This is a genomic window from Salinicola acroporae (genome assembly GCF_003206615.1).
GTDB classification, from domain to species: domain Bacteria; phylum Pseudomonadota; class Gammaproteobacteria; order Pseudomonadales; family Halomonadaceae; genus Salinicola; species Salinicola acroporae.
Genome location: NZ_PZJW01000002.1, coordinates 145,327 through 168,605 on the forward strand (window position 1 = coordinate 145,327; position 23,279 = coordinate 168,605).

The 23,279-nt window shown below is 63.8% G+C and carries 19 protein-coding genes; 8 read left to right on the plus strand and 11 right to left on the minus strand.

Translation table 11 applies throughout. The features are described 5' to 3' along the window. The first annotated feature begins 3 nt into the window (after positions 1-3). From tatA to ppk1, 5 genes are all read left to right on the plus strand, one after another. On the plus strand, positions 4-285 hold the full coding sequence (tatA, locus tag DOM54_RS01855) for a Sec-independent protein translocase subunit TatA (protein WP_110710429.1): 282 nt from the start codon (positions 4-6) through the stop codon (positions 283-285). 5 nt (positions 286-290) lie between these two features. After that, positions 291-698 (plus strand): Sec-independent protein translocase protein TatB, encoded by a 408-nt coding sequence (gene tatB, locus DOM54_RS01860; RefSeq protein WP_110714723.1) that lies wholly within the window; start codon positions 291-293, stop codon positions 696-698. Further along, positions 695-1,462: a twin-arginine translocase subunit TatC gene (gene tatC / locus DOM54_RS01865; protein WP_110602290.1), complete on the plus strand. Its 768-nt coding sequence runs from the start codon at positions 695-697 to the stop codon at positions 1,460-1,462. The genes tatB and tatC overlap by 4 nt, the downstream gene beginning before the upstream one ends. Before the next feature lie 173 nt (positions 1,463-1,635). Continuing rightward, on the plus strand, positions 1,636-2,643 hold the full coding sequence (gene hemB, locus DOM54_RS01870) for a porphobilinogen synthase (protein WP_110602289.1): 1,008 nt from the start codon (positions 1,636-1,638) through the stop codon (positions 2,641-2,643). A 39-nt stretch (positions 2,644-2,682) separates the two neighbouring features. Beyond that, the gene (gene ppk1, locus DOM54_RS01875; protein ID WP_110714724.1) at positions 2,683-4,893 is read left to right on the plus strand and encodes a polyphosphate kinase 1; all 2,211 of its coding nucleotides are present in this window, start codon (positions 2,683-2,685) and stop codon (positions 4,891-4,893) included. Positions 4,894-4,980: 87 nt separating this feature from the next. On the opposite strand, the gene DOM54_RS01880 is transcribed toward ppk1, so the two are convergent. The 3 genes from DOM54_RS01880 to DOM54_RS20475 all read right to left on the minus strand — a co-directional run bounded on the left by DOM54_RS01880 (position 4,981) and on the right by DOM54_RS20475 (position 8,537). Continuing rightward, complete coding sequence (locus DOM54_RS01880; RefSeq protein WP_110714725.1) at positions 4,981-7,110, minus strand: PhoX family protein; 2,130 nt, start codon at positions 7,108-7,110, stop codon at positions 4,981-4,983. A gap of 103 nt (positions 7,111-7,213) precedes the next feature. Beyond that, entirely contained in the window at positions 7,214-8,281 is a 1,068-nt protein-coding gene (locus DOM54_RS01885) for a 3-deoxy-7-phosphoheptulonate synthase (protein ID WP_110714726.1), read from the minus strand. Positions 8,282-8,411: 130 nt separating this feature from the next. Further along, positions 8,412-8,537 (minus strand): hypothetical protein, encoded by a 126-nt coding sequence (locus DOM54_RS20475; RefSeq protein ID WP_276309656.1) that lies wholly within the window; start codon positions 8,535-8,537, stop codon positions 8,412-8,414. A gap of 181 nt (positions 8,538-8,718) precedes the next feature. On the opposite strand from DOM54_RS20475, the gene DOM54_RS01890 reads away from it, so the two are divergent. Both DOM54_RS01890 and DOM54_RS01895 read left to right on the plus strand, forming a co-directional pair. After that, a complete protein-coding gene (locus DOM54_RS01890; RefSeq protein ID WP_110714727.1) occupies positions 8,719-9,273 on the plus strand; it encodes a sigma-70 family RNA polymerase sigma factor in 555 nt (184 codons plus the stop codon). Beyond that, on the plus strand, positions 9,252-9,959 hold the full coding sequence (locus DOM54_RS01895; RefSeq protein ID WP_110714728.1) for an anti-sigma factor: 708 nt from the start codon (positions 9,252-9,254) through the stop codon (positions 9,957-9,959). Before DOM54_RS01890 ends, DOM54_RS01895 begins: the two co-directional genes overlap by 22 nt. Positions 9,960-9,982: 23 nt before the next feature. Here DOM54_RS01895 and folM read toward each other — a convergent pair whose 3' ends face one another. From folM to DOM54_RS01925, 5 genes are all read right to left on the minus strand, one after another. Beyond that, the gene (gene folM, locus DOM54_RS01900) at positions 9,983-10,675 is read right to left on the minus strand and encodes a dihydromonapterin reductase (RefSeq protein ID WP_110714729.1); all 693 of its coding nucleotides are present in this window, start codon (positions 10,673-10,675) and stop codon (positions 9,983-9,985) included. Then, positions 10,672-11,478, minus strand: coding sequence for an FAD-binding oxidoreductase (locus DOM54_RS01905; RefSeq protein ID WP_110715087.1), 807 nt, complete (start codon positions 11,476-11,478; stop codon positions 10,672-10,674). Before DOM54_RS01905 ends, folM begins: the two co-directional genes overlap by 4 nt. Before the next feature lie 20 nt (positions 11,479-11,498). Then, complete coding sequence (ubiD, locus tag DOM54_RS01910) at positions 11,499-13,016, minus strand: 4-hydroxy-3-polyprenylbenzoate decarboxylase (protein WP_110714730.1); 1,518 nt, start codon at positions 13,014-13,016, stop codon at positions 11,499-11,501. A gap of 222 nt (positions 13,017-13,238) precedes the next feature. Beyond that, positions 13,239-14,498: a transcription termination factor Rho gene (gene rho / locus DOM54_RS01915; RefSeq protein WP_110602257.1), complete on the minus strand. Its 1,260-nt coding sequence runs from the start codon at positions 14,496-14,498 to the stop codon at positions 13,239-13,241. 569 nt (positions 14,499-15,067) lie between these two features. Then, positions 15,068-15,400, minus strand: coding sequence for a thioredoxin family protein (locus DOM54_RS01925; RefSeq protein WP_110714732.1), 333 nt, complete (start codon positions 15,398-15,400; stop codon positions 15,068-15,070). Positions 15,401-15,592: 192 nt separating this feature from the next. Here DOM54_RS01925 and DOM54_RS01930 point away from each other — a divergent pair, with 192 nt between their 5' ends. Continuing rightward, entirely contained in the window at positions 15,593-17,101 is a 1,509-nt protein-coding gene (locus DOM54_RS01930) for a Ppx/GppA phosphatase family protein (protein WP_110714733.1), read from the plus strand. 13 nt (positions 17,102-17,114) lie between these two features. Here DOM54_RS01930 and tilS read toward each other — a convergent pair whose 3' ends face one another. The 3 genes from tilS to dnaE form a co-directional block, all read right to left on the minus strand. Further along, a complete protein-coding gene (tilS, locus tag DOM54_RS01935; protein ID WP_110714734.1) occupies positions 17,115-18,422 on the minus strand; it encodes a tRNA lysidine(34) synthetase TilS in 1,308 nt (435 codons plus the stop codon). Between the two features lie 186 nt (positions 18,423-18,608). Continuing rightward, complete coding sequence (gene accA / locus DOM54_RS01940) at positions 18,609-19,562, minus strand: acetyl-CoA carboxylase carboxyl transferase subunit alpha (protein WP_110714735.1); 954 nt, start codon at positions 19,560-19,562, stop codon at positions 18,609-18,611. Between the two features lie 123 nt (positions 19,563-19,685). Further along, a complete protein-coding gene (gene dnaE / locus DOM54_RS01945; protein WP_110714736.1) occupies positions 19,686-23,195 on the minus strand; it encodes a DNA polymerase III subunit alpha in 3,510 nt (1,169 codons plus the stop codon). Positions 23,196-23,279 lie beyond the last annotated feature (84 nt).

Here is a 23,279-nt window from a genome sequence, read left to right on the forward strand (position 1 = left end):
GTTATGCTGGGTGGGATCAGTATCTGGCAGTTGTTGATCGTCCTCGGGATCATCATCCTGATCTTCGGCACCAAGAAATTGCGCAACGTCGGTAGCGATCTCGGCGGTGCCGTCAAGGGCTTCAAGAAAGCCGTCGGCGAAGACGAGGAGGAGAAGAAAGGGAGCAACACGCAGCACAGCATCGACCACTCCCAGGATTCGACTCACACTCCCCAGGACAGCACATTCGACAGTCGCACGGACGAGACGCACAAGACGTCCGACGACAAGGTCGAGCGCAAGTAACCGGCATGTTCGATATCGGTTTCTTCGAGCTGCTGCTGATCGGCATCGTCGGACTGCTGGTGCTGGGGCCCGAGCGGCTGCCCAGGGCTGCCCGCACCGCAGGGCTCTGGGTGGGGCGGATCAAGCGCAGCGTCTCGACCATGCAGCGGGAAATCACCTCGCAGCTCGAGGCCGAGGAATTGCGCCAGAAGCTGGCCGAGCAGCAGAAAAAACTGGACGAGAACGTCAATCAGGCGCGCCGGAGCGTCGAGAAGCATTTCGAGAGCGGCGAGAAGAGGGATAACCAGGCCCCATCCGCTTCGTCCGCCGTCGAGCCACATCGCGTCGAAAGGCCAGCACCCGCCGCATCGGATGATGCCTCGTCCGCCCCTCACGACGCCTCACCCGCGGACAAGGATTCGGCTTCCCGATGAGCGATGCCTCTTCTCCACCGCCAGACGAAAAGCAGTCACAAGCCCCGCTGATCGAGCATCTGATAGAACTGCGCTCGCGCCTGCTGAAGGCCGTGATCGTCGTTGTGCTGGTATTCGTCGGTCTTTACGCTTTTTCCAATGACATCTACCGCTTCGTGGCCGACCCACTGGTGGCGCTGCTGCCAGCCGGCTCGAGGATGATCGCGACGGAAGTCACGTCACCGTTCCTGGCCCCGTTCAAGCTGACCATGGTGGTCGCCATCTTCGCGGCGATCCCGTTCATCCTCTATCAGGCCTGGGCATTCATCGCGCCGGGGCTCTACAAGCACGAGAAGGCGCTCGCCTTTCCGCTGCTCGCCTCCAGTATCCTGCTGTTCTACTGCGGTGCCGCCTTCGCTTATTACGTGGTGTTCCCGCTGCTGTTCAGCTTCTTCGTCCACACCGGACCGCAGGACGTCACGGTAATGACGGACATCAATGCCTACCTCAATTTCGTGTTGAAGATGTTCTTCGCCTTCGGCGTGGCCTTCGAGATCCCCATCGCCACGTTCCTGGTCATCTGGACCGGGATCGCCGACGTGAGGAGCTTGAGCAAGAAACGTCCCTACGTGATCCTGATCTGCTTCATCATCGGCATGTTGTTGACGCCGCCGGACATCATCTCGCAGAGCCTGCTGGCCGTTCCCATGTGGCTGCTGTTCGAGGTCGGGATCCTCTTCGGCCGCCTCGTCCAGCGTCGGCGAGCGGAAGAGCCCACGGACTGATTCGTCCAGTGGCAGCCCCTGCGACAATGCCCCCATCCCGACTGTCGACTCGGTTGTTATACTGGGGGCGTCAAGTCCCGATGTCATCGTTTTGTCATTCGTCACTGATAGCTTGATCGTCGGTGACGCGAAGGGGCCGTGAGGCCCCTTCGCCGCCTATCGTGGAGAGATTCATGCGTTATTCCCTGTCGCGTCAGTACCCGGCCACCCGCCTGCGGCGTCTGCGCAAGAGCGACTTTTCCCGCCGCCTGGCCAGAGAATCGACATTGACCACCGACGACCTGATTCTCCCGGTCTTCGTGCTCGATGGCGAAAATCGCCGCGAGCCAGTGTCATCCATGCCGGGGGTCGAGCGCCTTTCCATCGACGAGTTGCTGCGCGAGACCGAGGAACTGGTCGAACTCGGCATCCCCGCGATCGATCTGTTCCCCTTCACGCCGCCGGAGAAGAAGACCGTCGACGGTGCCGAAGCCTGGAACCCGGACGGCGTGATCCAGCGCGCGATCCGGGCACTGCGTGAACGTTTTCCCGACCTCGGCATCATCACCGACGTGGCGCTCGACCCCTACACCACCCACGGCCAGGATGGGGTGCCGGACGAGAACGGCTACCTGCTCAACGATCGCACCATCGAGGCGCTGATCAAGCAGGCCCTGTCGCACGCCGAGGCCGGCGCCGACGTGATCTCGCCGTCCGACATGATGGATGGCCGTATCGGCGAGATTCGCGCCACCTTCGAGCGCGAGGGGCTCCACGAGACCCAGATCATGGCGTACTCGGCCAAGTACGCCTCGAAGTACTACGGCCCGTTTCGCGACGCCATCGGCTCCAGCGGCAACCTGGGCCGCGCGGACAAGTTCAGCTACCAGATGGACCCGGCCAACACCGACGAGGCGCTCCACGAGACCGCCCTGGACATCCAGGAGGGCGCCGACATGGTGATGGTCAAACCCGGCATGCCCTACCTGGACGTTATCCAGCGGGTGAAGGAGTCGTTCGGCGTCCCGACCTTCGCCTACCAGGTCAGCGGCGAGTACGCCATGCACATGGCCGCCTTCGAGAAAGGCTGGCTCGATGCCGACAGCGTGATTCTGGAGTCGCTGACCTGCTTCAAGCGCGCCGGGGCCGATGGCATTCTGACCTACTTCGCCAAACGCGCCGCGCAACTGCTCAACCCCTGAGGGCCGCGGGCGTGTCGGCCCCGGTACCGGAGACTTGTGATGACGGATACTGGCACGACGGACACGCCCAGCAGCCCGATCGACCTCCCCCTACCGGCCAGCGGAGAGGAGACCCCGCCACCACCCTTGCGCGTCAATCGCACGCGCAAGGGGATCCATGCCAAGGAGACGCCCTCCTCGCAGGCGGATCTCGACGACGCCGCGCTCTACTTCAACCGCGAGCTGTCGCACCTGCAGTTCAACATTCGCGTCCTCGAACAGTCGCTGGATGCCTCGCATCCGCTTCTCGACCGCTTGATGTTCCTGCTGATCGTCTCCTCCAACCTCGACGAGTTCTTCGAGATCCGGGTCGCCGGCCTCAAGCACCAGTTGGCGTCGTTTCATGAAGAGACCGGTGCCGATGGGATGACGCCGACTCGCGTGCTGAGCGAGGTCTCGCGCATCGGCCACGAACAGGTGGAACGTCAGTACCGCATTCTCAACGACGTCCTCGTGCCGGCCCTGGAGGAGCAGAAGATCCGTTTCCGGCGACGCGCCCAGTGGACGCCCGAGCAGGCGGCCTGGGTCGCCGACTACTTCGAGGAGGAGATCGCCCCGGTGATCAGCCCGATCGGGCTGGACCCCTCGCACCCCTTCCCGCGGCTGGTCAACAAGAGCCTCAACTTCATCGTCGAGCTCGAGGGCACCGATGCCTTTGGCCGCGAGGGCGGCATGGCGATCTTGCCGGCCCCTCGCTCGCTGCCACGCTTGATCCGGCTGCCGGAAGCGCTTTGCGAGACAGGCTTCACCGATTACGTGTTCCTGTCGTCGATGATCCACGCCCACGCCCACGAGGTATTCCCCGGCATGGAGGTGGAGGGTTGCTACCAGTTCCGCCTGACCCGCAACGCCGACCTCTCGGTCGATCCGGAAGAGGTCTCGGACCTGGCCTCCGCCCTGCGGGGTGAGCTGCTGGCCAGACGCTACGGCAGCGGCGTCCGCCTCGAGGTGGCCGACAACTGCCCCGACAGCCTGATCGATTTCCTGCTCAAGCAGTTCGAGCTTGGCGAGGAGGATCTCTATCGCGTCAATGGCCCGGTCAACCTGACCCGCATGATGGCGGTTCTCGGCGACGTCCAGCGACCCGATCTACGCTATCGGCCTTTCACCCCCGGCCTGCCCAAGCCATTGCGCGGCGAGGTGAACCTGTTCTCCGCCATTCGCCAGGGCGACATCCTGCTGCATCATCCGTTTCAGTCGTTCACGCCGGTGGAGGATCTGCTGCGTCAGGCAGCACGCGATCCCGACGTCATGGCGATCAAGCAGACGCTCTATCGCACCGGCGCCGACTCCGCGATCGTCGGCGCCTTGGTGGAGGCGGCTCGCGGGGGCAAGGAAGTGACCGTGGTGATCGAATTGCGGGCGCGCTTCGACGAGGCCGACAATCTGGCGCTGGCCTCGCGACTGCAGGAGGCGGGCGCCATCGTCATCTACGGGGTAATGGCCTACAAGACTCACGCCAAGATGATGCATATCGTCCGGCGCGAAAAAGGCGAACTGCGCCACTATGCTCACCTCGGCACGGGCAACTATCACGCCAAGACCGCCAAGCTGTATACCGACTACAGCCTGATGACCGCCAACGACGAGCTATGCGACGACGTGCACAAGGTGTTCCAGCAGCTCTCCGGCATGGGTAAGCCCCGCAAGATCAATACCCTGCTGCATGCCCCCTTCACGCTTCACAAGACGCTGGTCGAGATGATCGATCGTGAGGCCAAGCTGGCCGAGAACGGCAAGAAGGCCAGGATCGTCATCAAGTGCAATGCGATGACCGAGCCCAAATTGATCCGCGCGCTCTACCGCGCCTCCCAGGCCGGCGTGACCTGCGACCTGATCATTCGCGGCATGTGCTGCCTGCGCCCCGGCATCCCAGGCATTTCGGATAACATCCGGGTGCGCTCGATCATCGGCCGATTCCTCGAACATACCCGCGTCTATTACTTCCACAATGACGGCAAGCATGAAGTCTGGTGCTCCAGCGCCGATGCCATGGAGCGCAACATGTTCCACCGGGTCGAGACCTGCTTCCCGCTACTGGACAAGAAGGTCGCTCAGCAGGTGCGCAAGGATATCGATACCTACCTGCTGGACAATTGCCAGAGCTGGGAGCTCGACACCGAGGGGCAGTATCATCTTCGTCATCCCGGAGCTGCCGAGCCGATCAGCGCTCAGGAGACCCTGCTCTACGCCTACGCCAGCCAGGCTTGAGCACGACCGGCCGTCGGCCGGTCGTGCTCCACCGACATGACAAGGCCGGACGCTCACGCATCCGGCCTTGTCGTTTCGAGCCGGTTGTCAGACGCCGACCTGCCCGCCGTCCTCCTTCCAGATTGCCACGGTGGCGGCGCGCGGCCGAACCTGGCCACTCGCGGCCCGGGTCGCATCCTGGGTCAGGGCGTCGCCATCCGCCGGCCAATTTCCAGGATGCTGGATATTGATGAACAGCGAGGTGCGATCCGGCGTCGCGAAGATTCCGGTCACCTCGCAACCATTGGGCCCCACGGCAAAGCGCTTGAGCCCGTCCTGATTGCCGGCGCCGACGACCGAACCCGCGCCTGTCTCGGCCGACAGCGCGCCCGGCACCACCGCCAGCAACTGGTCGTTGGTATAGTCGGCCACGACATTGTCGCTGTTGTCGGTCTGGAACCAAAGAATGCCCTGCCCATCGCCACGCTCGTCGTACCACAGGCCGTCGGGACTCGCGAACTGGTTGCTCCGGGTCAGGCCTGACCGGTTGGTCTCGGCGTCGGCGTCGCTACCGAACACGAAGATCTCCCAGGCGAAGCGGTTGTCCGGCTGCTCGCGCCAGCGAATGATATGACCACTCTCGTTGTCGGCTACCGGGTTGGCGGCGTTGGTCGGCGCCGTCGCGTAACCGCTGCCCACCTCGTCGACTGCCGCACCGCCATTGGTGAAAGTGGCCTCGGTACCGTCCGCGGTGCGCTTGGCGTTGTTGGTCAGCGTGAAATAGACCTCGCCGGAGACGGGATCCACGCTCGACCACTCCGGACGATCCATCGGCGTCGCCCCCATCAGATCAGCGGCATCGCAGGTGTGAATGATGATGCCGGCGGCATCGTCAGCCGCCAGCCCCAGCGCCGCGGCCAGCGTCTCACCTGAGGGGGTTCTGGCGTCCGGCGTCAGAGCCAGCCACTCGCCCCGGCCATCCTCGTCGAAGCGTGCCGCGTAGAGCGTGCCTTCGTCGAGGTACTTGCTGCCGATCGCCAGACGATCCGCCTCGTTACCCGGTTCGGGCGCATCGGCCGGCTCCCACTTGGCCGCGCTGACGAACTTGTAGATATACTCGTTGCGCGAGTCGTGACCGGTATAGAACGTGAGCGGCTCGCCGGCGCGCACTGGTCCCGGCCAGCAGCCTTCGTGACGGAAGCGCCCCAGTGCCGTCCGTTTGGTCGCCGTTGCCTGGGTGTAGGGATCGATCTCGACCACGTAGCCGAAAGTCCGCGCCTCGTTGCGATAGTCATCGGTCGCCTCTCCCGAGCCGGGTGTGACATCGAAACGCGCGAACTCGTCGTCCTGCTCGCCATCGCCGGCGGCGGTCTCCCAACCGTAGCGGCCGCGATCGGTTGGCAGCCCCAGGCGGGCATCATCTGGGAAGCGCTCCCCGGTGTTGACGAATACTTCCGGCCAGTTTTCCTCGCAGGTCAGGTAGGTACCCCAGGGGGTATAACCGTTGGCACAGTTGTTGTTGGTGCCCCGGGCTCGCCGGCCATCGGTGGCGTAGCGCGTCCGGACATAGTCGCTGCCCGCGACCGGCCCAGACAGCAGCATCGGGGTCGCCGTGGTGAGACGCCGGTTGTAGGGGGAGTCGGCCACGTGCATCCAGCTACCATCGTCCTGACGCCGGATCTCGACGATCGTGACACCGTGAGCGTTGATTTCGGTGCGTACTTCATCGGCCGGCCGTACGCCCTCCGGCTGGGTCGGCCCTCCCTGCGGCGCCCACAGCGCCTGCTGGTCGATGTACTCGTTGTTGAGCGCGAGCAGGAAACGTCGAGAGGCACTCTCCGGGTCCAACGGGAAGGCGTGCATCCCGTCATGATGCATGCCCACGCTGTTCGCCTGCTGCTCAGGGGTCATGGCGAGATCCCCAGCCCAATCCTTCGCCCGGGCGTTGAGCGGCGTTCCCCAGGGAATCAACACTTGCGCCCGATACCCCCCGGGCACCACGATCGCGTCGGTGCGCGATCCCTGAACCGCCTCGAACGCCAGTGCCAATGGGGTTTTGCCCTGGGCCAAGGCACGCTGGGTGCCAGCGAGGCCGAATCCGCCCATCATCGAGAGTGCTGCCATCCCCAGGCCGCCTCTTAGAATCTGGCGGCGCGAGAGGTGACGCTCGACGATATCGCCGAAAGGCACGTTGTGGCTGTTGTTGTGAATGCGATGATCTTCGACGTCCCGGCTCATGTCATCTCCCTTGCCTTGTCACGGATTGATCGTCGTGACGAGGCTAGTCCGGAGACATGACGAAATGATGTCGAAAGCGATCGACGACCCTCTCCCCGGCTGTTCAGGTCGAGCGCAGACGTTCGGCCGCTCGCGTCAGCAGGCTGTCGGTCGCTTCCCAGCCCAGGCAGGCGTCGGTGATCGAGACGCCATAGCGGAGTGCCGAGGGGTTGAGCGCCTGCTTTCCCTCGAACAGATGACTTTCGAGCATCACACCGATCAGGCTGCGGTCGCCCGCCAGGCGCTGCTCCAGCACATCGTAGAGAACTTCGGTCTGGCGGCGATGATCCTTGCGCGCGTTGGCATGGCTGCAGTCGACCATGATCCTCGCCTCGAGCCCTGCCTGCGACATCGCCCGGCGACTGGCGGCGATGCTGGCGGCGTCGTGATTGGGCCCGGCCTGGCCGCCGCGGAGCACCAGATGCGTGGCGGGGTTTCCCGAGGTTTCGATCATCGCCGGGTACCCTTCGGCCGTGATCCCGAAATGGCGATGGGGATGCGCGGCAGACTGCATCGCGGCAATCGCCACGTCGACATTGCCCTGGGTGCCGTTCTTGAAGCCCACCGTCGCCGCCAGGCCGCTGGCCAGCTCGCGATGAATCTGTGATTCGGTGGTACGCGCCCCGATCGCCACCCAACTCAGCAGATCGTCGAAATAGGCACCCGCCATCGGCTGCAGCAGCTCCGTCGCTACCGGCAACCCCAGTTCGGCGATATCCCGCATGAGCCGTCTCGCCATGGCCAGCCCCGCTGCCATGTCGTCGCTGCCGTCGAGATGGGGATCGTAGGCCATGCCCTTCCAGCCGACCGTCGTGCGCGGCTTTTCCACGTACACCCGCATGACCAGCAGCAGTCGATCGCCTACCACCTTGTCGAGTGCTGCCAGCCGCTCGGCGTACTCCAGCGCGGCGACGGGGTCGTGGACGGAACAGGGGCCGGTCACTACCAGCAGACGGTCATCCTCACCATCGAGAATGGCACGAACCGCCTGCCGATTGTCGGCGATCTGCCTGGCGAGCGAGGCACTCACCGGCAGTCTCTGGCGCAGTTCGTATGCCGATGGCAAGGGCAGCGGTCTTGCCGGCCCTGGTGTCGAGGAGGTCGGTTTCCGTAGGGAGGTAGCAGCGTCCATAACGATCTCTTTTCATGATTGTGTTTCAAGGATTGAGACCCGAAACGCGAGAACCCCCGGATGGGCTGCCATCCGGGGGTTCTTGAAGCGAGGAGGCAGCCCAGGTCCGGGCGTGCCTCGCGGGTTCAGGTCATGTCGACCAACCGGCGGGCACGCCAGTCCTAAACCAATAGCCATAACCGGAGAACGCAAACGCCATCGCATCGCCAGCAGGGCTGGCGATGTCGATCTGGGCGATATCGTGGCGTTCGGTCATGATGCTTTCCGCTTTCTCGCAGACGTGTGGTGTACGAAGTCGTGGCTCTATCCTAACGTGACGGCACGGTTTGACAAGTCTTTTGATGCCAAAGCGTGAACGGTATTTCTCCAGGCTTTACTTGTTCGATCCCGTTGACGAGACTGCTAATCAAGAAAAAGAAAGAATTCAAAGGACTTTCATGGCTTACCCGCCTCATGACGTGTTGATCGACAATCTCCAGGCTTGCGCTCGCGGCGATGGTCCTGCGTTCGAAAAGCTCTACCGCGCGACCAGCCCGCATCTGTATGCGCAGTTGCTGCGTATCGTCAGGCAGGAAGCGGCGGCTCAGGACTGCCTGCAACTCGTCTACCTCCGTGTATGGCAGGTGGCCGGCCAGTACGATGCCGGCCGTGCCAGGCCGATGACCTGGCTGTCGACGCTGACGCGCAACATCGGTATCGACTGGCTCAGGCGCCAGCGGCCGCAGGAGGCCGACGGCGATGCCATCATCGAGACGCTGCCGGGAGAATCCGATCTCGAGAGCGAGAGTGATATCAATCAGCAGGCGGAGTCGCTGCAACTCTGCTTGACCGAATTGACGATGCAGCAGCGCCAGGCGCTCGAACTGGCATTTTTCGAGGGCCTGACCCACCACGATCTGGCATCGCACCTGGGCACGCCACTGGGCACCGTCAAGAGTTGGGTCCGAAGAGGCCTGGAGAGGTTGAAAGCATGCATGACACGTTTCGCCTGACCGATCCCGAGGAGCGCGAGATGGCTGCCGGCGAATACGTCCTGGGCACCCTGACGGGCGATCAGCGGGCCGAATTCGAGGCCCTGCTGGCGGTCAGCGCGGATCTCCAGCACAGCGTCGAAGCCTGGCGGGAACGGCTGCAGCTCTTCAACCAGCAACTGGAACCCGTCGCGCCGCCCAGGAGAATCTGGCCGGATATCGCGGCGCGCCTGGGGCTGAAGACGGGGCCATTGCAACGGCTGGGTTTCTGGCGCGCGTTCAGCGGCATCGCCACTGCAGCGGCGCTGATCCTGGCGATCGTGGCACTGGTGCCGCGGGAGCCGGCCATGATGCCCGGCGAGTACGTCTTCGTGATCAACCAGCCCAACGGCCAGACGGCCTGGATTTTGAACGCCACGCTCAACGGCAAGATGATGGTGCAGACGGTATCGCCGGAACCGATGCCGGAAGGCAAGGGCGGTGAGCTATGGATGATGGAGAACGGGACGCCGGTGTCTTTGGGCATGCTGCCGGCCCATGGCGAAGCCACCATGCAACTGCCCGCCAAGATGCTGGGGCTGATGAAGACCGCCGATTTCGCGGTGAGCATGGAACCCAGCGCCGGCGCGCCCGGCGGCAAACCGACCGGCCCGGTGATCGACGCGGGCAAACTGGTACAGATTCGCAGCGCTACCGTCTCGCTGTAGCGCGAGCCGGTGCCCCCCGGGTTTCAGACCAGGCTACGGCCACCGTCGACCGGCACCACCGTCCCGGTGACGAAGTCGTTGTCGAGCAGATAGCGTAGCGTCTGGTAGATGACGCCCGGGCCCGGCACCCGCCATTGCCCCTCGCCGCGGTTTTCCTCGCCATCGCCCAGCATCACGAGCCCCGGTGCGATGGCATTGACCTGGATTCGCGGCGCGAACTGTACTGCGAGCGACCGGGTCAGGCTCTCGAGCCCCGCCTTGGTTGCCGCATAGGCGGCCTGTCCCGCCGCGCCGCGCCTTACCACGCTATCGGTGATATGCACGATATCGCGCTGCGGCTCCTGGCAGGCTTCCAGCAGGTTTCTGGCATGGAGATTGATCAGGTATGGGGCCTGCATGTGAACCCGGAACAGGCGCTCGAAGGTGGCTCCCGCTGCCTCGGGCTCGGGGTCCGAAAGCCACTCGCCAGCATTGTGGATGATGGCGCGCAGACTCGGGGTGCTGTCCCGGAGACGGGCGATGAAATCGAGAATCCCGGCTTCGCTGCCGAAATCCGCCGCCAGCGTCACCGCGCCTCGCTCGCGTAATCCCGACAGTGTCTCCCGCTCTCGCCGATAGGTGACGATCACCGGATGGCCGTCGTCGAGCAGCCGCTCGGCGCAGTGACGACCCAAGCGTTGCGTTCCGCCGGTGATCAGGATCGGGGACTGGCTCACGGGCGCTCCTTCTCCTCGCCGGGGCTGAGCGGCGCCGTCTCGGGGTCGGCTTCCGGCAGCGGCAGAAAGGGCACGCGGGGGGCGTAACTGAAGACGTCGGAGTGGACCTGCTCTGCCACCAGCCCCCGCGGCGCCAGGGTGTCAACGCAGGCGTACACCATGCCGGGGGAGCCGGCCAGATAGATATCGACGTCGTCGAGGGTCTGGATCTCGGCGGCCAGCACCTGATCGATGCGCCCGGTGTGCCAGCGAATGCCGGGCAGGCTCTCGAACGAGGCTTCCGGTGTCTCGACCACGGCGTGGAGGGTCAGGCTCGAATGCTTCAGTGCCCACTCCCGGGCCAGGGTCTCGGCGTAGAGATCGCGCCGCTCGCGCACCGCCCACCAGATCGATATCTCCCGATCGGGATTTTCGATCAACGCCGCCTCGACGATGGCCTTGATCTGGGCGAAACCGGTGCCCGCCGCGATCAGCAGCAGCGGCTCCGATCGCCCCGCAGGGAGCGTGCACTCGCCGCTGGGCAATCGCACCGACAACCTGTTGCGGTGGGTCAGAAGCTCCCGCAGACGCGCCGAGTGGGTGCGCTCGGGCCAGTGCTGAATATGCAACTCCAGCCGCCCGTCGCCGGTTTCGGCACAGGCGATCGAAAAAGGCACCCACGTATCAGGTTGCAGTTCCAGCTCGAGATACTGCCCGGGGGCATGCGCGATCGCCTCGGCACGTCCTTCCAGTATCACCCGGAACACATCGGGCGTCAGATCCTCGACGGACTCCACTTGGCAGGTCAAAGTTCTGACCGTCATGTTCACCTCGTTGCTTGCCGTCATGCCGCCCCGTCTTCGTTCGACTTTCCCACTCGTGCCGGCGGTACCGGCACATCGATACCGTAGCTTTCCCAGCGCTCGTCGACCCGCGATTTGATCGCCGGGTCCATGACGATGGGCTCGCCCCACTCGCGACTCGTCTCGCCAGGCCACTTGTTGGTCGCGTCCAATCCCATCTTGGACCCCAGACCGGCCGTCGGCGAGGCGAAATCGAGATAGTCGATCGGGGTGTTCTCCACCATCACCGTGTCCCGCGCCGGGTCCATGCGCGTGGTGATGGCCCAGATCACGTCCTCCCAGTTACGCGCGTCGACATCGTCGTCCAGCACGATCACGAACTTGGTGTACATGAACTGGCGCAGGAAACTCCAGACGCCCATCATCACGCGCTTGGCATGGCCGGGATACTGCTTCTTCATGGTGACCACCGCCATGCGGTAGGAGCATCCTTCCGGCGGCAGGTAAAAGTCGACGATCTCGGGAAACTGCTTGCACAGAATCGGCACGAACACTTCGTTGAGTGCCAGGCCCAGCACGGCGGGTTCGTCCGGCGGCCGGCCGGTATAGGTCGAATGATAGATCGGATCCCGCCGATGGGTGATGCGCTCGACGGTGAAGACCGGGAAATGCTCGACCTCGTTATAGTAGCCGGTGTGGTCGCCGTAGGGACCTTCGGCCGCAATGTCGTCCGGATAAATGAAGCCCTCCAGCACGATCTCGCTGGAGGCCGGGACTTCCAGATCGGCGTGGCCGCACTTGACCAGCTCGGTGCGCGAGCCTCTGAGCAGCCCGGCGAAGGCGTATTCGGAAAGCGTGTCCGGTACCGGTGTCACGGCACCGAGGATGGTGGCCGGGTCGGCGCCCAACGCCACCGCCACCGGAAAAGGTTCGCCGGGATGGGCCTGCTGCCACTCCCGGAAATCCAGCGCCCCGCCCCGATGACTCAGCCACCGCATGATCAGCCGGTTCTTGCCGAGCTTCTGCTGACGATAGATGCCCAGGTTCTGCCTCGCCTTGTGCGGCCCCTTGGTCACCACCAGCGCCCAGGTCACCAGCGGCGCGACATCGCCAGGCCAGCAGTGCTGAATCGGCAGGCGGTCGAGGTCGACATCCTCGCCTTCAAGCACCACCTGCTGACACGGCGCGGAGCGCAATGTCTTCGGCCCCATGCTCATGACCTGCTTGAAGATCGGAAGCTTCTCCCAGGCGTCCTTGAGCCCCTTGGGCGGATCGGGCTCCTTCAGGAACGCCAGCAGCTTGCCCACCTCCCGCAGCGCTCCGACACTCTCCTGCCCCATGCCGAAGGCAACCCGCTCGGGGGTGCCGAACAGATTCCCCAGCACTGGCATGTCACTGCCCTTGACGTTCTCGAACAGTAGCGCGGGTCCGCCAGCGCGCAGGGTACGATCGCAGATTTCGGTGATTTCCAGATAGGGATCTACCTCGACCGTGACACGCTTGAGTTCACCGCGTGACTCCAGCGCCGCGATGAAATCCCGTAAATCGTGATATTTCATACCGTTGCCCGCATCCCGCTATCCAAGAACGCAAAGAGGGCAGCATAACATGCTGCCCTCTATTTTCTGCTTTGCCCCATAGATCTCATGAAACGTTGAGAGCTGGGTGAGCGAACGAAGATGAGACAAGGCGGAAAATCGCGAGAGCGCGGAGTTTACGAGAGTAAATGAGCAGCTTGAGCGATTTTCCAACACAGCATCATCGAGTGCAGCCAGCCAGAATCAACGTCTTTTCATGGCTTCGAAGAATTCAAGATTGGTCTTGGTATCCTTGAGACGATCGATCAGGAATTCGGTGGCGGCCACGTCATCCATCGGGTTGAGCAGCTTGCGCAGAATCCACATCCGCTGCATCTCTTCCTCGGACGCAATCAGGTCTTCGCGGCGCGTGCCCGAGCGGCGAATATTGAATGCCGGGTAGACGCGACGCTCCGCCAGCTTCCGATCCAGGTGGGCTTCCATGTTGCCGGTGCCCTTGAACTCCTCGAAGATCACTTCGTCCATCTTCGAGCCGGTATCGACCAGCGCCGTGGCGAGAATGGTGAGACTGCCACCCTCCTCGATGTTACGCGCGGCACCGAAGAAGCGCTTGGGCTTCTCGAGCGCATGGGCATCGACACCACCGGTCAGCACCTTGCCGGAGGAAGGCACGACCGTGTTGTAGGCACGTGCCAGACGGGTGATGGAGTCGAGCAGGATGACCACGTCCTTCTTGTGCTCGACCAGACGCTTGGCTTTCTCGATCACCATCTCGGCGACCTGAACGTGACGCGCCGGCGGTTCGTCGAACGTCGAGGCCACGACTTCGCCGCGCACCGTGCGTGACATCTCGGTCACCTCTTCCGGCCGCTCGTCGATCAGCAACACGATCATGTGGCATTCGGGATTGTTGCGGGTGATCGAAGTGGCGATGTTCTGCAGCATCAAGGTCTTGCCGGCCTTGGGCGGCGACACGATCAGGCCACGCTGGCCCTTGCCGATCGGCGCAGTGAGGTCGATCACGCGTGCCGTGATGTCCTCGGTGGAGCCGTTGCCGATCTCCATCACCATCCGTTCCTGCGGGAACAGCGGCGTCAGGTTCTCGAACAAGATCTTGTGCTTGGCGTTTTCCGGCTTGTCGAAATTGATCTCGTTGACTTTCAACAGCGCGAAATAGCGCTCGCCCTCTTTCGGCGGCCGGATCTTGCCGGAGATCGAGTCGCCCTTGCGCAGATTGAAGCGGCGAATCTGGGACGGGGAGACATAAATGTCGTCGGGGCCAGCAAGGTAGGAGGAGTCGGCGCTACGCAGGAAACCGAATCCGTCCTGCAGAATCTCCAGGACGCCATCGCCGTAGATGTCCTCGCCGCTCTTCGCATGCTTTTTCAGGATGGCGAAGATGATGTCCTGCTTGCGTGAGCGCGCCAGATTGTCGATGCCCATCTCGCGGGCGATATCCAGCAGTTCAGGAACGGATTTTTGCTTGAGTTCGGTTAGATTCATGAGTTCGGTCAGAGAGGGCTCGTGTCGCAGGCAATGACTTTTGCCGAGATAGAAAAGAAGGACAAGAGGCGGTCAGTTCAAATGCCGCGCGGCGCGTTCAGTCGTCCCAGAAGCTAGGCGCTTCGCACGGTCTGTTGGCCCTGCCATCAACCAGGTCGGGATGCCGACTTGGCGTGTGACGTAAGGTGCCGGGAGAGCGATTCGATTCGCCTGCAATCTTGCGGAAAGAGTCATCCGAAAGAGTTGTCGCTATCCAAAAATCGGCGCTGGCCGAGAATCGGTACTGGGATTGACTGACGACTTGGGGGACCGCGACGCGGTCAAGAAGCATTCGGAACAGGCGAACGTCCAGATGGTAGACAAGCTATCTTCCGAAAGCAAGTCACGAATATGGAGATCGCGGGCCATAAGATCAAGTTCCGCATCCAGGGCAGCCAGGGAAATAGGCGTGCGACGACCAGATCCGGCAACAAACAGCGCAACCGGACCGGACTGGCGGACCCGTCGCGGGGCATCAACGCGCCTATCGAGCTGATGTCCAACGCGGTAGGCCAGTCGTCGAACCCAGCCTAATGGCGCGTACACTCCTCGCCCACCTGCAGCAACTGCGATTCCGACAAGGCTCCGACCCGCGTCAGTCGAGGCTCCCCGTCGACGAACAGAATCATCGTGGGCGTCCCCTTGACCCCGTAACGTTCGGCCAATGTCGGCTCGCGGTCTACATCCACCACGCCCACCGGCAAATCGCGGATCGACTCATGAGAGACCGAGGAGAGCCGCGACAACAGCGTTTCGCAGGGCTGGCACCAGTCGGCGACGAAGATCGCCAGCCAGGGCGACTCCCGCGCTTCGCGCTGCTGTTCGAAAGTCTCGCTATTGAGATGACGCCGCGCTGACTGCATGAGCCTCCGTCCCGATCGTGAAAGTGACCTCGCCTGGCGAGCATGCCTGCCGCCCCGGCGATTGACAAGGCCACGCCCCCACCGCAATCTTGAGCCACCCGACGCAGGACCCTGGATGCCAGCAACGACGTGGCGTCGCTGCGGCCCTGCGGACACCCACGCCTTTACGCCAGCCTTCGAGGACGCCACGCCATGAGCGGGAAGTCGACCGCCACCGACGCGACGCGCCGTCTGGCCGCCATCGATCTCGGTTCCAACAGTTTTCACCTGCTGGTGGCCAACTATCAGGACAGCCAACTGCAGGTCGTCGCAAAGATGGGCGAGAAGGTCCAGCTCGCGGCCGGACTGGACGATCAGGAGAACTTCACCGACACCGCCATGGAGCGAGCGCTGGCGTGCCTGGAACGTTTCGCCCCCTTCGTTGCCGGTGTCTCCGCCGCCGACCTGCGCATCGTCGGCACCAATGCGCTGCGCTCGGCCCGCAACGCGCACGCGCTGATCGACCGTGCCGAGGCCCTGATCGGCCATCCAATCGAGATCATCGGCGGTCGTGAAGAGGCCCGCCTGATCTATCTGGGGGCCGCCCACGCGCTGGCCGAAGTCCATGGCCGACGCCTGATCGTCGATATCGGCGGCGGATCCACCGAGTTCATCATCGGCGAGGATTTCGAGCCGCAGGCGCTGGAGAGCCTTCACATGGGCTGTGTCGCCTATACCGGCGCGTTCTTCGCCAATGGAGAGCTCAGCGAGAAGCGTTTCCGACGCGCCGAGATGGCCGCGCTGTCCGAACTGGCCAACATCCAGCGCCAGTACTGCCGGCTGGGATGGCAGGACCCGATCGGTTCCAGCGGCACGATCAAGGCGGTGGCGGCCGTGATCGGAGCACGAGGAGACGGGGACGCCACGCTGATCGAGCGCGACGCCCTGATGAAGCTGCGCAAGCGACTGATTGGCTTCGGTCAACTGGACAAGGTCGCCATGGAAGGCCTGAAGGAGGACCGGGCGCGGGTGTTCCCGGCGGGTGTCGCCATCCTCTGCGCGGTGTTCGAGGCCTTCGACCTCCAGCGGATGCGCTACTCCGATGGCGCGCTGCGGGAAGGCGTGCTGTTCGACCTGATCGGCCGCAACACCCCGGAGGATTCCCGTCGTCATAGCGTGGAGCTGCTGATGCGGCGCTACAGCGTCGAGGCCTCCCATGCCGACCACGTAATGGAAACCGCCATGGTCGCGTTCGACCAGGTACGTGAGTCATGGGCCCTCGGTGAGGAGCAGCGGCTGTTCCTGATCTGGGCGGCCCAGTTGCACGAGATCGGCCTGGCGATCTCCCACAGCCAGTTCCATCGCCATGGTGCCTATCTCATCGAGTACTCCGACCTGACCGGTTTTTCGCGTCCCGAGCAGCAGGCGCTGGCCTTTCTGGTCCGCGCGCATCGACGCAAGTTCGCCCACAAGGAGCTCGAGGCGCTGCCCTGCGCCATACAACCCGCCTACTGCCGGCTGGCCCGCCTGCTGCGGCTGGCGGTCATGCTCAATCATCCGCGTCCGGAACAGGCGCCGGTGGATTTCCAGCTAGCCTGCAAAGGTGACGATCTGCATCTCTCGCTACCGGAGATCAGTTTCCAGGCGCTACTGCTCAACGACCTCGAGCAGGAGGCCGAATACCAGAAGGCCGCGGGACTGACGCTGACTTACGACGTCTGAACACGGCGCCACTTCAGCCGTCGTCTTCGAACCGCGCCTGCGCCGCTGCTGGAATCGGCAGCGCCGTCTGCCGCCAACCCTCGGCAGTCAGCGCACCCAGCACGGCCACGAGCTCGTCGCCGTGCCACACCAGCGGTAGCCGATCGCGCTGCCAGGGTGGAATGCCTACCTCCTGCAACAGCCGCTTGATATCCCGCCGGCCCCGGCCGGCCAGGCGCATGGCTTCGCCGCCCCGGCGCAGGCCGACTTGCAGCACCGGCCTGGCCGGATCGTGCGGCCAGGGTCTGAGCGACCATGAATGCACGCCCCAGGGCGTTTCGAGCGATGCCCTGCCATCCCACGATCGCTGCCATTCGGGATCGATCGCTACCGGTGGTGCCATCAGAAACAGATGGTCGCGCCAGATGCGTGCCTCGCCCCCCGCCCAGGCGATGGCAGGCAACCGGTCCCCACTCGCTGCGCGCAACTGACGCTCGAGCTCGGCGAGGCGTTTGGCCGGTGGAGTGGGGAGCCCTTGCGATTGAAGTGCATGGCGCACCAGCAGGCGCAGGCGGGCCGGGCTCAGGATTCGCAGCGTCGTCAGCAGCAGCCGCTCCGGGTCGCCACCGGCCGCAGCGAGATCGATCGCCGCCAGCTCTCCCAGCAGTTCATCGGCTTCCTGCAGATGCGCGGCGCTGCGCCCGACGACCTCGGCCAGCCTCGGCCAGCGCGACCGCAGCGGTGGCATGGCATGAGCGCGCAGATAGTTGCGATCGAACATCGTCTCGACGTTGGTGGGATCATCGCACCAGACGATCTCCCGGCGCCGGGCCTCGCGCACGAGGTCGGAACGAGACAGGGTCAACCAGGGGCGCTCGATCTGGATTCCCCGCCATTGGCGGGTTGCCGGCATGCCCGCCAGACCTCGCACACCACTGCCCCGCAGCGCCGCCAACAGCAACGTCTCGGCCTGATCGTCAGCGTGGTGTGCCAGCCACAGCCGGTCGCCGGCAGCGAGCGTTTCCGCGAATGCCCGGTAGCGGGCTTCCCGGGCCGCGGCCTCGAGCCCCCGCCCCGCCGGCTCTACCTCGACATGGGCCACACTCAGAGGCACTGCCAGCGCCTGGCACAGCTCCCGACAGTGCAGCTCGAAATCGCCCGCCGCCGCCTGCAAGCCATGATTGACATGAATTGCCCGCAGCTCGATGCCGTGTCGACGCGCCAGTGGTGCCACCATGTGCAACAGCAGCGAGGAATCGAGTCCGCCGGAGAGCGCCACCCAGACGACACGCCCCGGCATGTGATTCACCAGGGCGTTATCGACAAATCGTTGTAGCGTCATATTTCAACTCCTCCTGGGCACAGGAAGAGAGGCTTCGAGGACGACCAGATCAGCCCTCAACCCAGAGAGACTGCGCGAGCGACACTCAGACAAGGCGAGCGCGGGCGAGGATGCGCAGCGTAGTTCGCTACATGAGCAGTCCGAGCGAGCGTTCAACGCCGTATGAGTGAGCGCAGCCAGTCATCTTTACTGAGGGGCGCCGTAGGACATCAGCCGCCCGTAGCGCCGTTCGAGCAACGTCTCGGTATCCATCGCCTGCAGCCGGTCCAGACTGCCCGTCAGCGCTTCCCTCAACTTGGCGGCGGTCTTGCGCGGGTTGCGGTGGGCACCGCCCAACGGCTCGTCGATCAGGGTATCCACGAAGCCCAACTCCTTCAGCCGCTCGGCGGTGATCCCCATCGACTGGGCCGCTTCGGAGGCCTTCTCGGCGCTCTTCCACAGGATCGAGGCACAACCTTCGGGCGAGATCACCGAATAGGTGGAATACTGCAGCATCTGGAGCTCGTCGCAGACCCCGATGGCCAGCGCCCCGCCGGAACCGCCCTCGCCGATGACGGTGGAAATGATCGGCGTCTTCAATCGCGACATCACCGCCAGGTTGTAGGCAATCGCTTCCGACTGGCCTCGCTCCTCGGCATCGATCCCGGGATAGGCCCCAGGCGTATCGATGAAGGTCAGCACCGGCATCTTGAAACGCTCAGCCATCTCCATCAGGCGGCAAGCCTTGCGATAGCCTTCAGGTCGCGGCATGCCGAAGTTGCGTCGCACCTTCTCCTTCACGTCGCGGCCTTTCTGGTGACCGATGATCATCACCGGCTTGTCGTCGAGGCGTGCCACGCCACCTACCAGCGCCGCGTCGTCGGCAAAATGGCGATCGCCGTGCAGCTCGTCGAAGTCGGTGAAGATACTGTCGAGATAGTCGAGCGTGTAGGGCCGCTGCGGGTGGCGTGACAGCTGCGTCACCTGCCAGGCGGTCAGGTCGCGGAAGATCTGCTCGGTGAGCTTGCGGCTCTTCTCTTCAAGCTTGCCGATCTCGTCACTCAGGCTGATGCGGCTATCGTTACCGACCAGGCGCAGCTCTTCGATCTTGGCCTGAAGTTCGGCAATCGGTTGTTCAAAGTCTAGGTAATTGGGATTCATAGAGCTTCTACTGTGTGATCCTGGCAAGCTTCGATTTCTGAAATACCGGCGACTGGCGTGCCGCGAAACGGATGATTATCGCACCTTCACGGATGTTGGCAAACAACCGCACCCGGTGCGCAGTCAGCCGCCACGGTAGCGTAATGCGACGTTTTCATAGCCCTCGACCTCGCGAAGTGCCGACATCAACTCGTCGCTGGGCGACACCTTCCACGAGGCCGCTAGCTCGAAACAGCCGCTGGCCTTGGCGTTGCGATAGCGCACCCGCACCGGCAGACCGGAGTCGCTCAGCCACGGCGAGAGGCTGTCGTGCAAGGTGCGGGAGAAACGCCCGTTGAGTCGACCGCCGTCGACGGACAGTTCCACCGCCTCGCCGAAGCGAGCACGGGCGTCGGCCATCAGGGTGACGTCCTTGCTGCGCAGACGCAAACCGCCGGAGTAGTCATCGCTGGAGACTTCGCCCTCGATGATCAGCACCTGGTCGGCGGTCAGTTTTCCGCGCACCTGGTCGAACAGCTCGCCGAACAGCGATGCCTCGATCCGGCCCGTTCGGTCATCGAGAGTGACGAACGCCATGGTGCCGCCACGCTTGGACTTCATGGTCCGCATCGCGACGACCAGCCCGGCGACCCGTTGGGGCTCGCGCGACGGCTTGAGGTCGACGATGCGAGTCGCCACGAAGCGCTTGAGCTCGTGCTCGTACTCATCGATCGGGTGGCCGGTGAGATAGAGCCCGAGGGTATCCTTCTCGCCGGCCAGGCGCTCCTTGTCGCTCCAGTCCCGAGCGTGCCGGTAGTCGGCATAGATGTCCTGGTTCTCGTCGGCGTCGACGAACGCCTCGCCGAACATGTCCATCATCCCCAGGTTCTGGTTGGCCTGGTTCTGCGACGCGGCCTTGATGGCGGCATCCAGGGAGGCCGCCAGCACCGCTCGCGACGGACCCAGCGTATCCAGCGCGCCGGAGCGAATCAGCGCTTCGAGGGTGCGCTTGTTCATGCGCTTGCCGTCGATGCGGCGACAGAAATCGAACAGGTCGGAGAATCCGCCCTCGGCTTCCCGCGCCTCGACGATGGCGCCGATCGGCCCTTCGCCGACGCCCCGAATGGCACCGAGCCCGTAGACGACCTGGCCGTCTTCGTCGACGGTGAACTTGTAGGCACCGACGTTGACGTTGGGCGGCGTCACCGTGAGCCCGATGTGGCGGCACTCCTCGATCAAGGGCACGACCTTGTCGAGGTTGTCCATTTCCGTCGAGAGCACCGCCGCCATGAACGGCGCGGGATAATGCGCCTTCAGCCACGCCGTCTGGTAGGAAACGAGGCCGTAGGCGGCCGAGTGCGACTTGTTGAAGCCGTAACCGGCGAACTTCTCCACCAGATCGAACAGGTTGCCCGCCAGATCCTTGTCGATGCCGTTGTCGGCGCAGCCCTCCATGAAACCGGCGCGCTGCTTGGCCATCTCCTCGGGCTTCTTCTTGCCCATGGCACGACGCAACATGTCGGCCTGACCCAGGGTATAGCCGGCCAGAACCTGGGCGATCTGCATCACCTGCTCCTGGTACAGGATGATGCCGTAGGTCGGCTCCAGTACCGGCTTGAGCAGTTCATGCTGATAGTCCGGGTGGGGATAGGCCAGCTCGGCGCGGCCATGCTTACGGTTGATGAAGTCATCGACCATGCCCGACTGCAGCGGCCCCGGACGGAACAGCGCGACGAGGGCGATCATGTCCTCGAGCGAGTCCGGCTGCAGGCGCTTGATCAGCTCCTTCATGCCGCGGGATTCGAGCTGGAAAACCGCCGTGGTCTCGGCCTTCTTGAGCATGTCGAAGGTTGGCTTGTCGTCGAGCGGGATCGTGCTGATGTCGAGCGGACCGACCCCATCACGCGCGCGCACCACATCGACCATTTCCAGGGCCCAGTCGATGATGGTGAGCGTGCGCAGGCCGAGGAAGTCGAACTTGACCAGCCCGGCGTCCTCGACGTCGTTCTTGTCGAACTGGACCACCAACCCCGAGCCGTTCTCCTCGCATAGCAGCGGCGAGAAGTCGGTGAGCTTGGTCGGGGCGATGACGACGCCCCCGGCGTGCTTGCCGGTCCCCCGGGTGATGCCCTCGAGCTTGAGCGCCATCTCCCAGATCTCGGCGGCCTCCTCGTCGTACTCGAGATACTCCTTGAGCTGCGGCTCCTGCTCGATCGCCTTGGCCAGGGTCATGCCGACCTCGAACGGGATCAGCTTGGAGAGCTTGTCACCCATCGAGTAGGGCTTGCCCTGGGCACGCGCCACGTCGCGTACCACCGCCTTGGCGGCCATGGTGCCGAAGGTGACGATCTGCGAGACCGCATCGCGACCGTAACGGTCGGCCACGTAGTCAATGACCCGGTCACGCTTCTCCATGCAGAAGTCGACATCGAAGTCGGGCATCGAGACACGTTCCGGGTTGAGGAAGCGTTCGAACAGCAGGTCGTATTCCAGCGGGTCGAGATCGGTGATCTTGAGCACGTAGGCGACCAGCGAGCCGGCCCCGGAACCGCGCCCCGGGCCGACCGGAATGTCGTTGTCCTTGGCCCACTGGATGAAGTCCATCACGATCAGGAAGTAACCGGGAAACCCCATCTTGAGGATGATATCGAGCTCGAAATCGAGTCGCTTGCGGTATTCCGGCTCATGCTCCGCCAGCGAACGACCGGGGTAGATCGGTGTCTCCCCGCCGAACAGCTGGTTCAGGCGATCGGTAAGGCCGTCATGGGAGATCTTGCGGAAGAATTGATCCTGGGTCAGGCCCTCGGGAATCGGATATTCGGGCAGGAATATCTCGCCCAGACGCACGCTCGCGCTGCAGCGGGCGGCGATCATCACGCTGTTCTCGAGCGCCTCGGGAATATCGGCGAAGAGTTCGGCCATCTCCTCGGGCGTCTTCAGATACTGCTCTTCGCTGTAGCGTTTCTCGCGGCGGGGATCCGCCAGCGCCTTGCCCTCGCCGATCGAGACCCGGGTCTCGTGCGCCCAGTAGTCGTCGCGCGCGAGAAAACGCACGTCGTTGGTCGCCACCACCGGCACGCCGCTCTCGCTGGCCAGCCGAACGGAGTGATGCACGCACTCCTCGTCGTACTGGCGGCCGGTACGCTGGAGCTCGAGATAGAAGCGGCCGGGAAAGTACCGCTGCCACTCTTCCAGCAGTTGACGCGCGGTGGTCACCTGCTCGGCGATCAGGAAGCGCCCAATCTCCCCTTCCCGAGCGCCGGACAGCGCGATCAGCCCTTCGTTCTGCTCGAAGACCCAGGCCTTGTCGAGAATCGCCATGTTCTGGCGCTGGCCGTCGGTCCAGGCCCGCGAGATCAGCTCGGTCAGATTGCGATAGCCGGTGTCGTTCATCGCCAGCAGCGTCAGGCGATAGGGGTGACTCTCGTCGTGAGCATTGTGCAGCCACAGATCGGCGCCGATGATCGGCTTCAGACCAGCTCCCTGGGCCGCCTTGTAGACCTTCACCAGACCGAACAGGTTGGTGTCGTCGGTCACGGCCACGGCCGGCATGCCGGCCTCGGCAGTGGCCTTGATCAGCGGTTTGAGCCGGATCAGGCCATCGACCAGAGAGTATTCGCTATGGACACGAAGGTGAACGAAGGGTGTTGTCATGACGAACTCGAGTCAGGCGGCGAATGAATTCGGATATCGGGCAGGCGATCCCGCCATGCGGCCGACGACGCCAGGACGCATCGA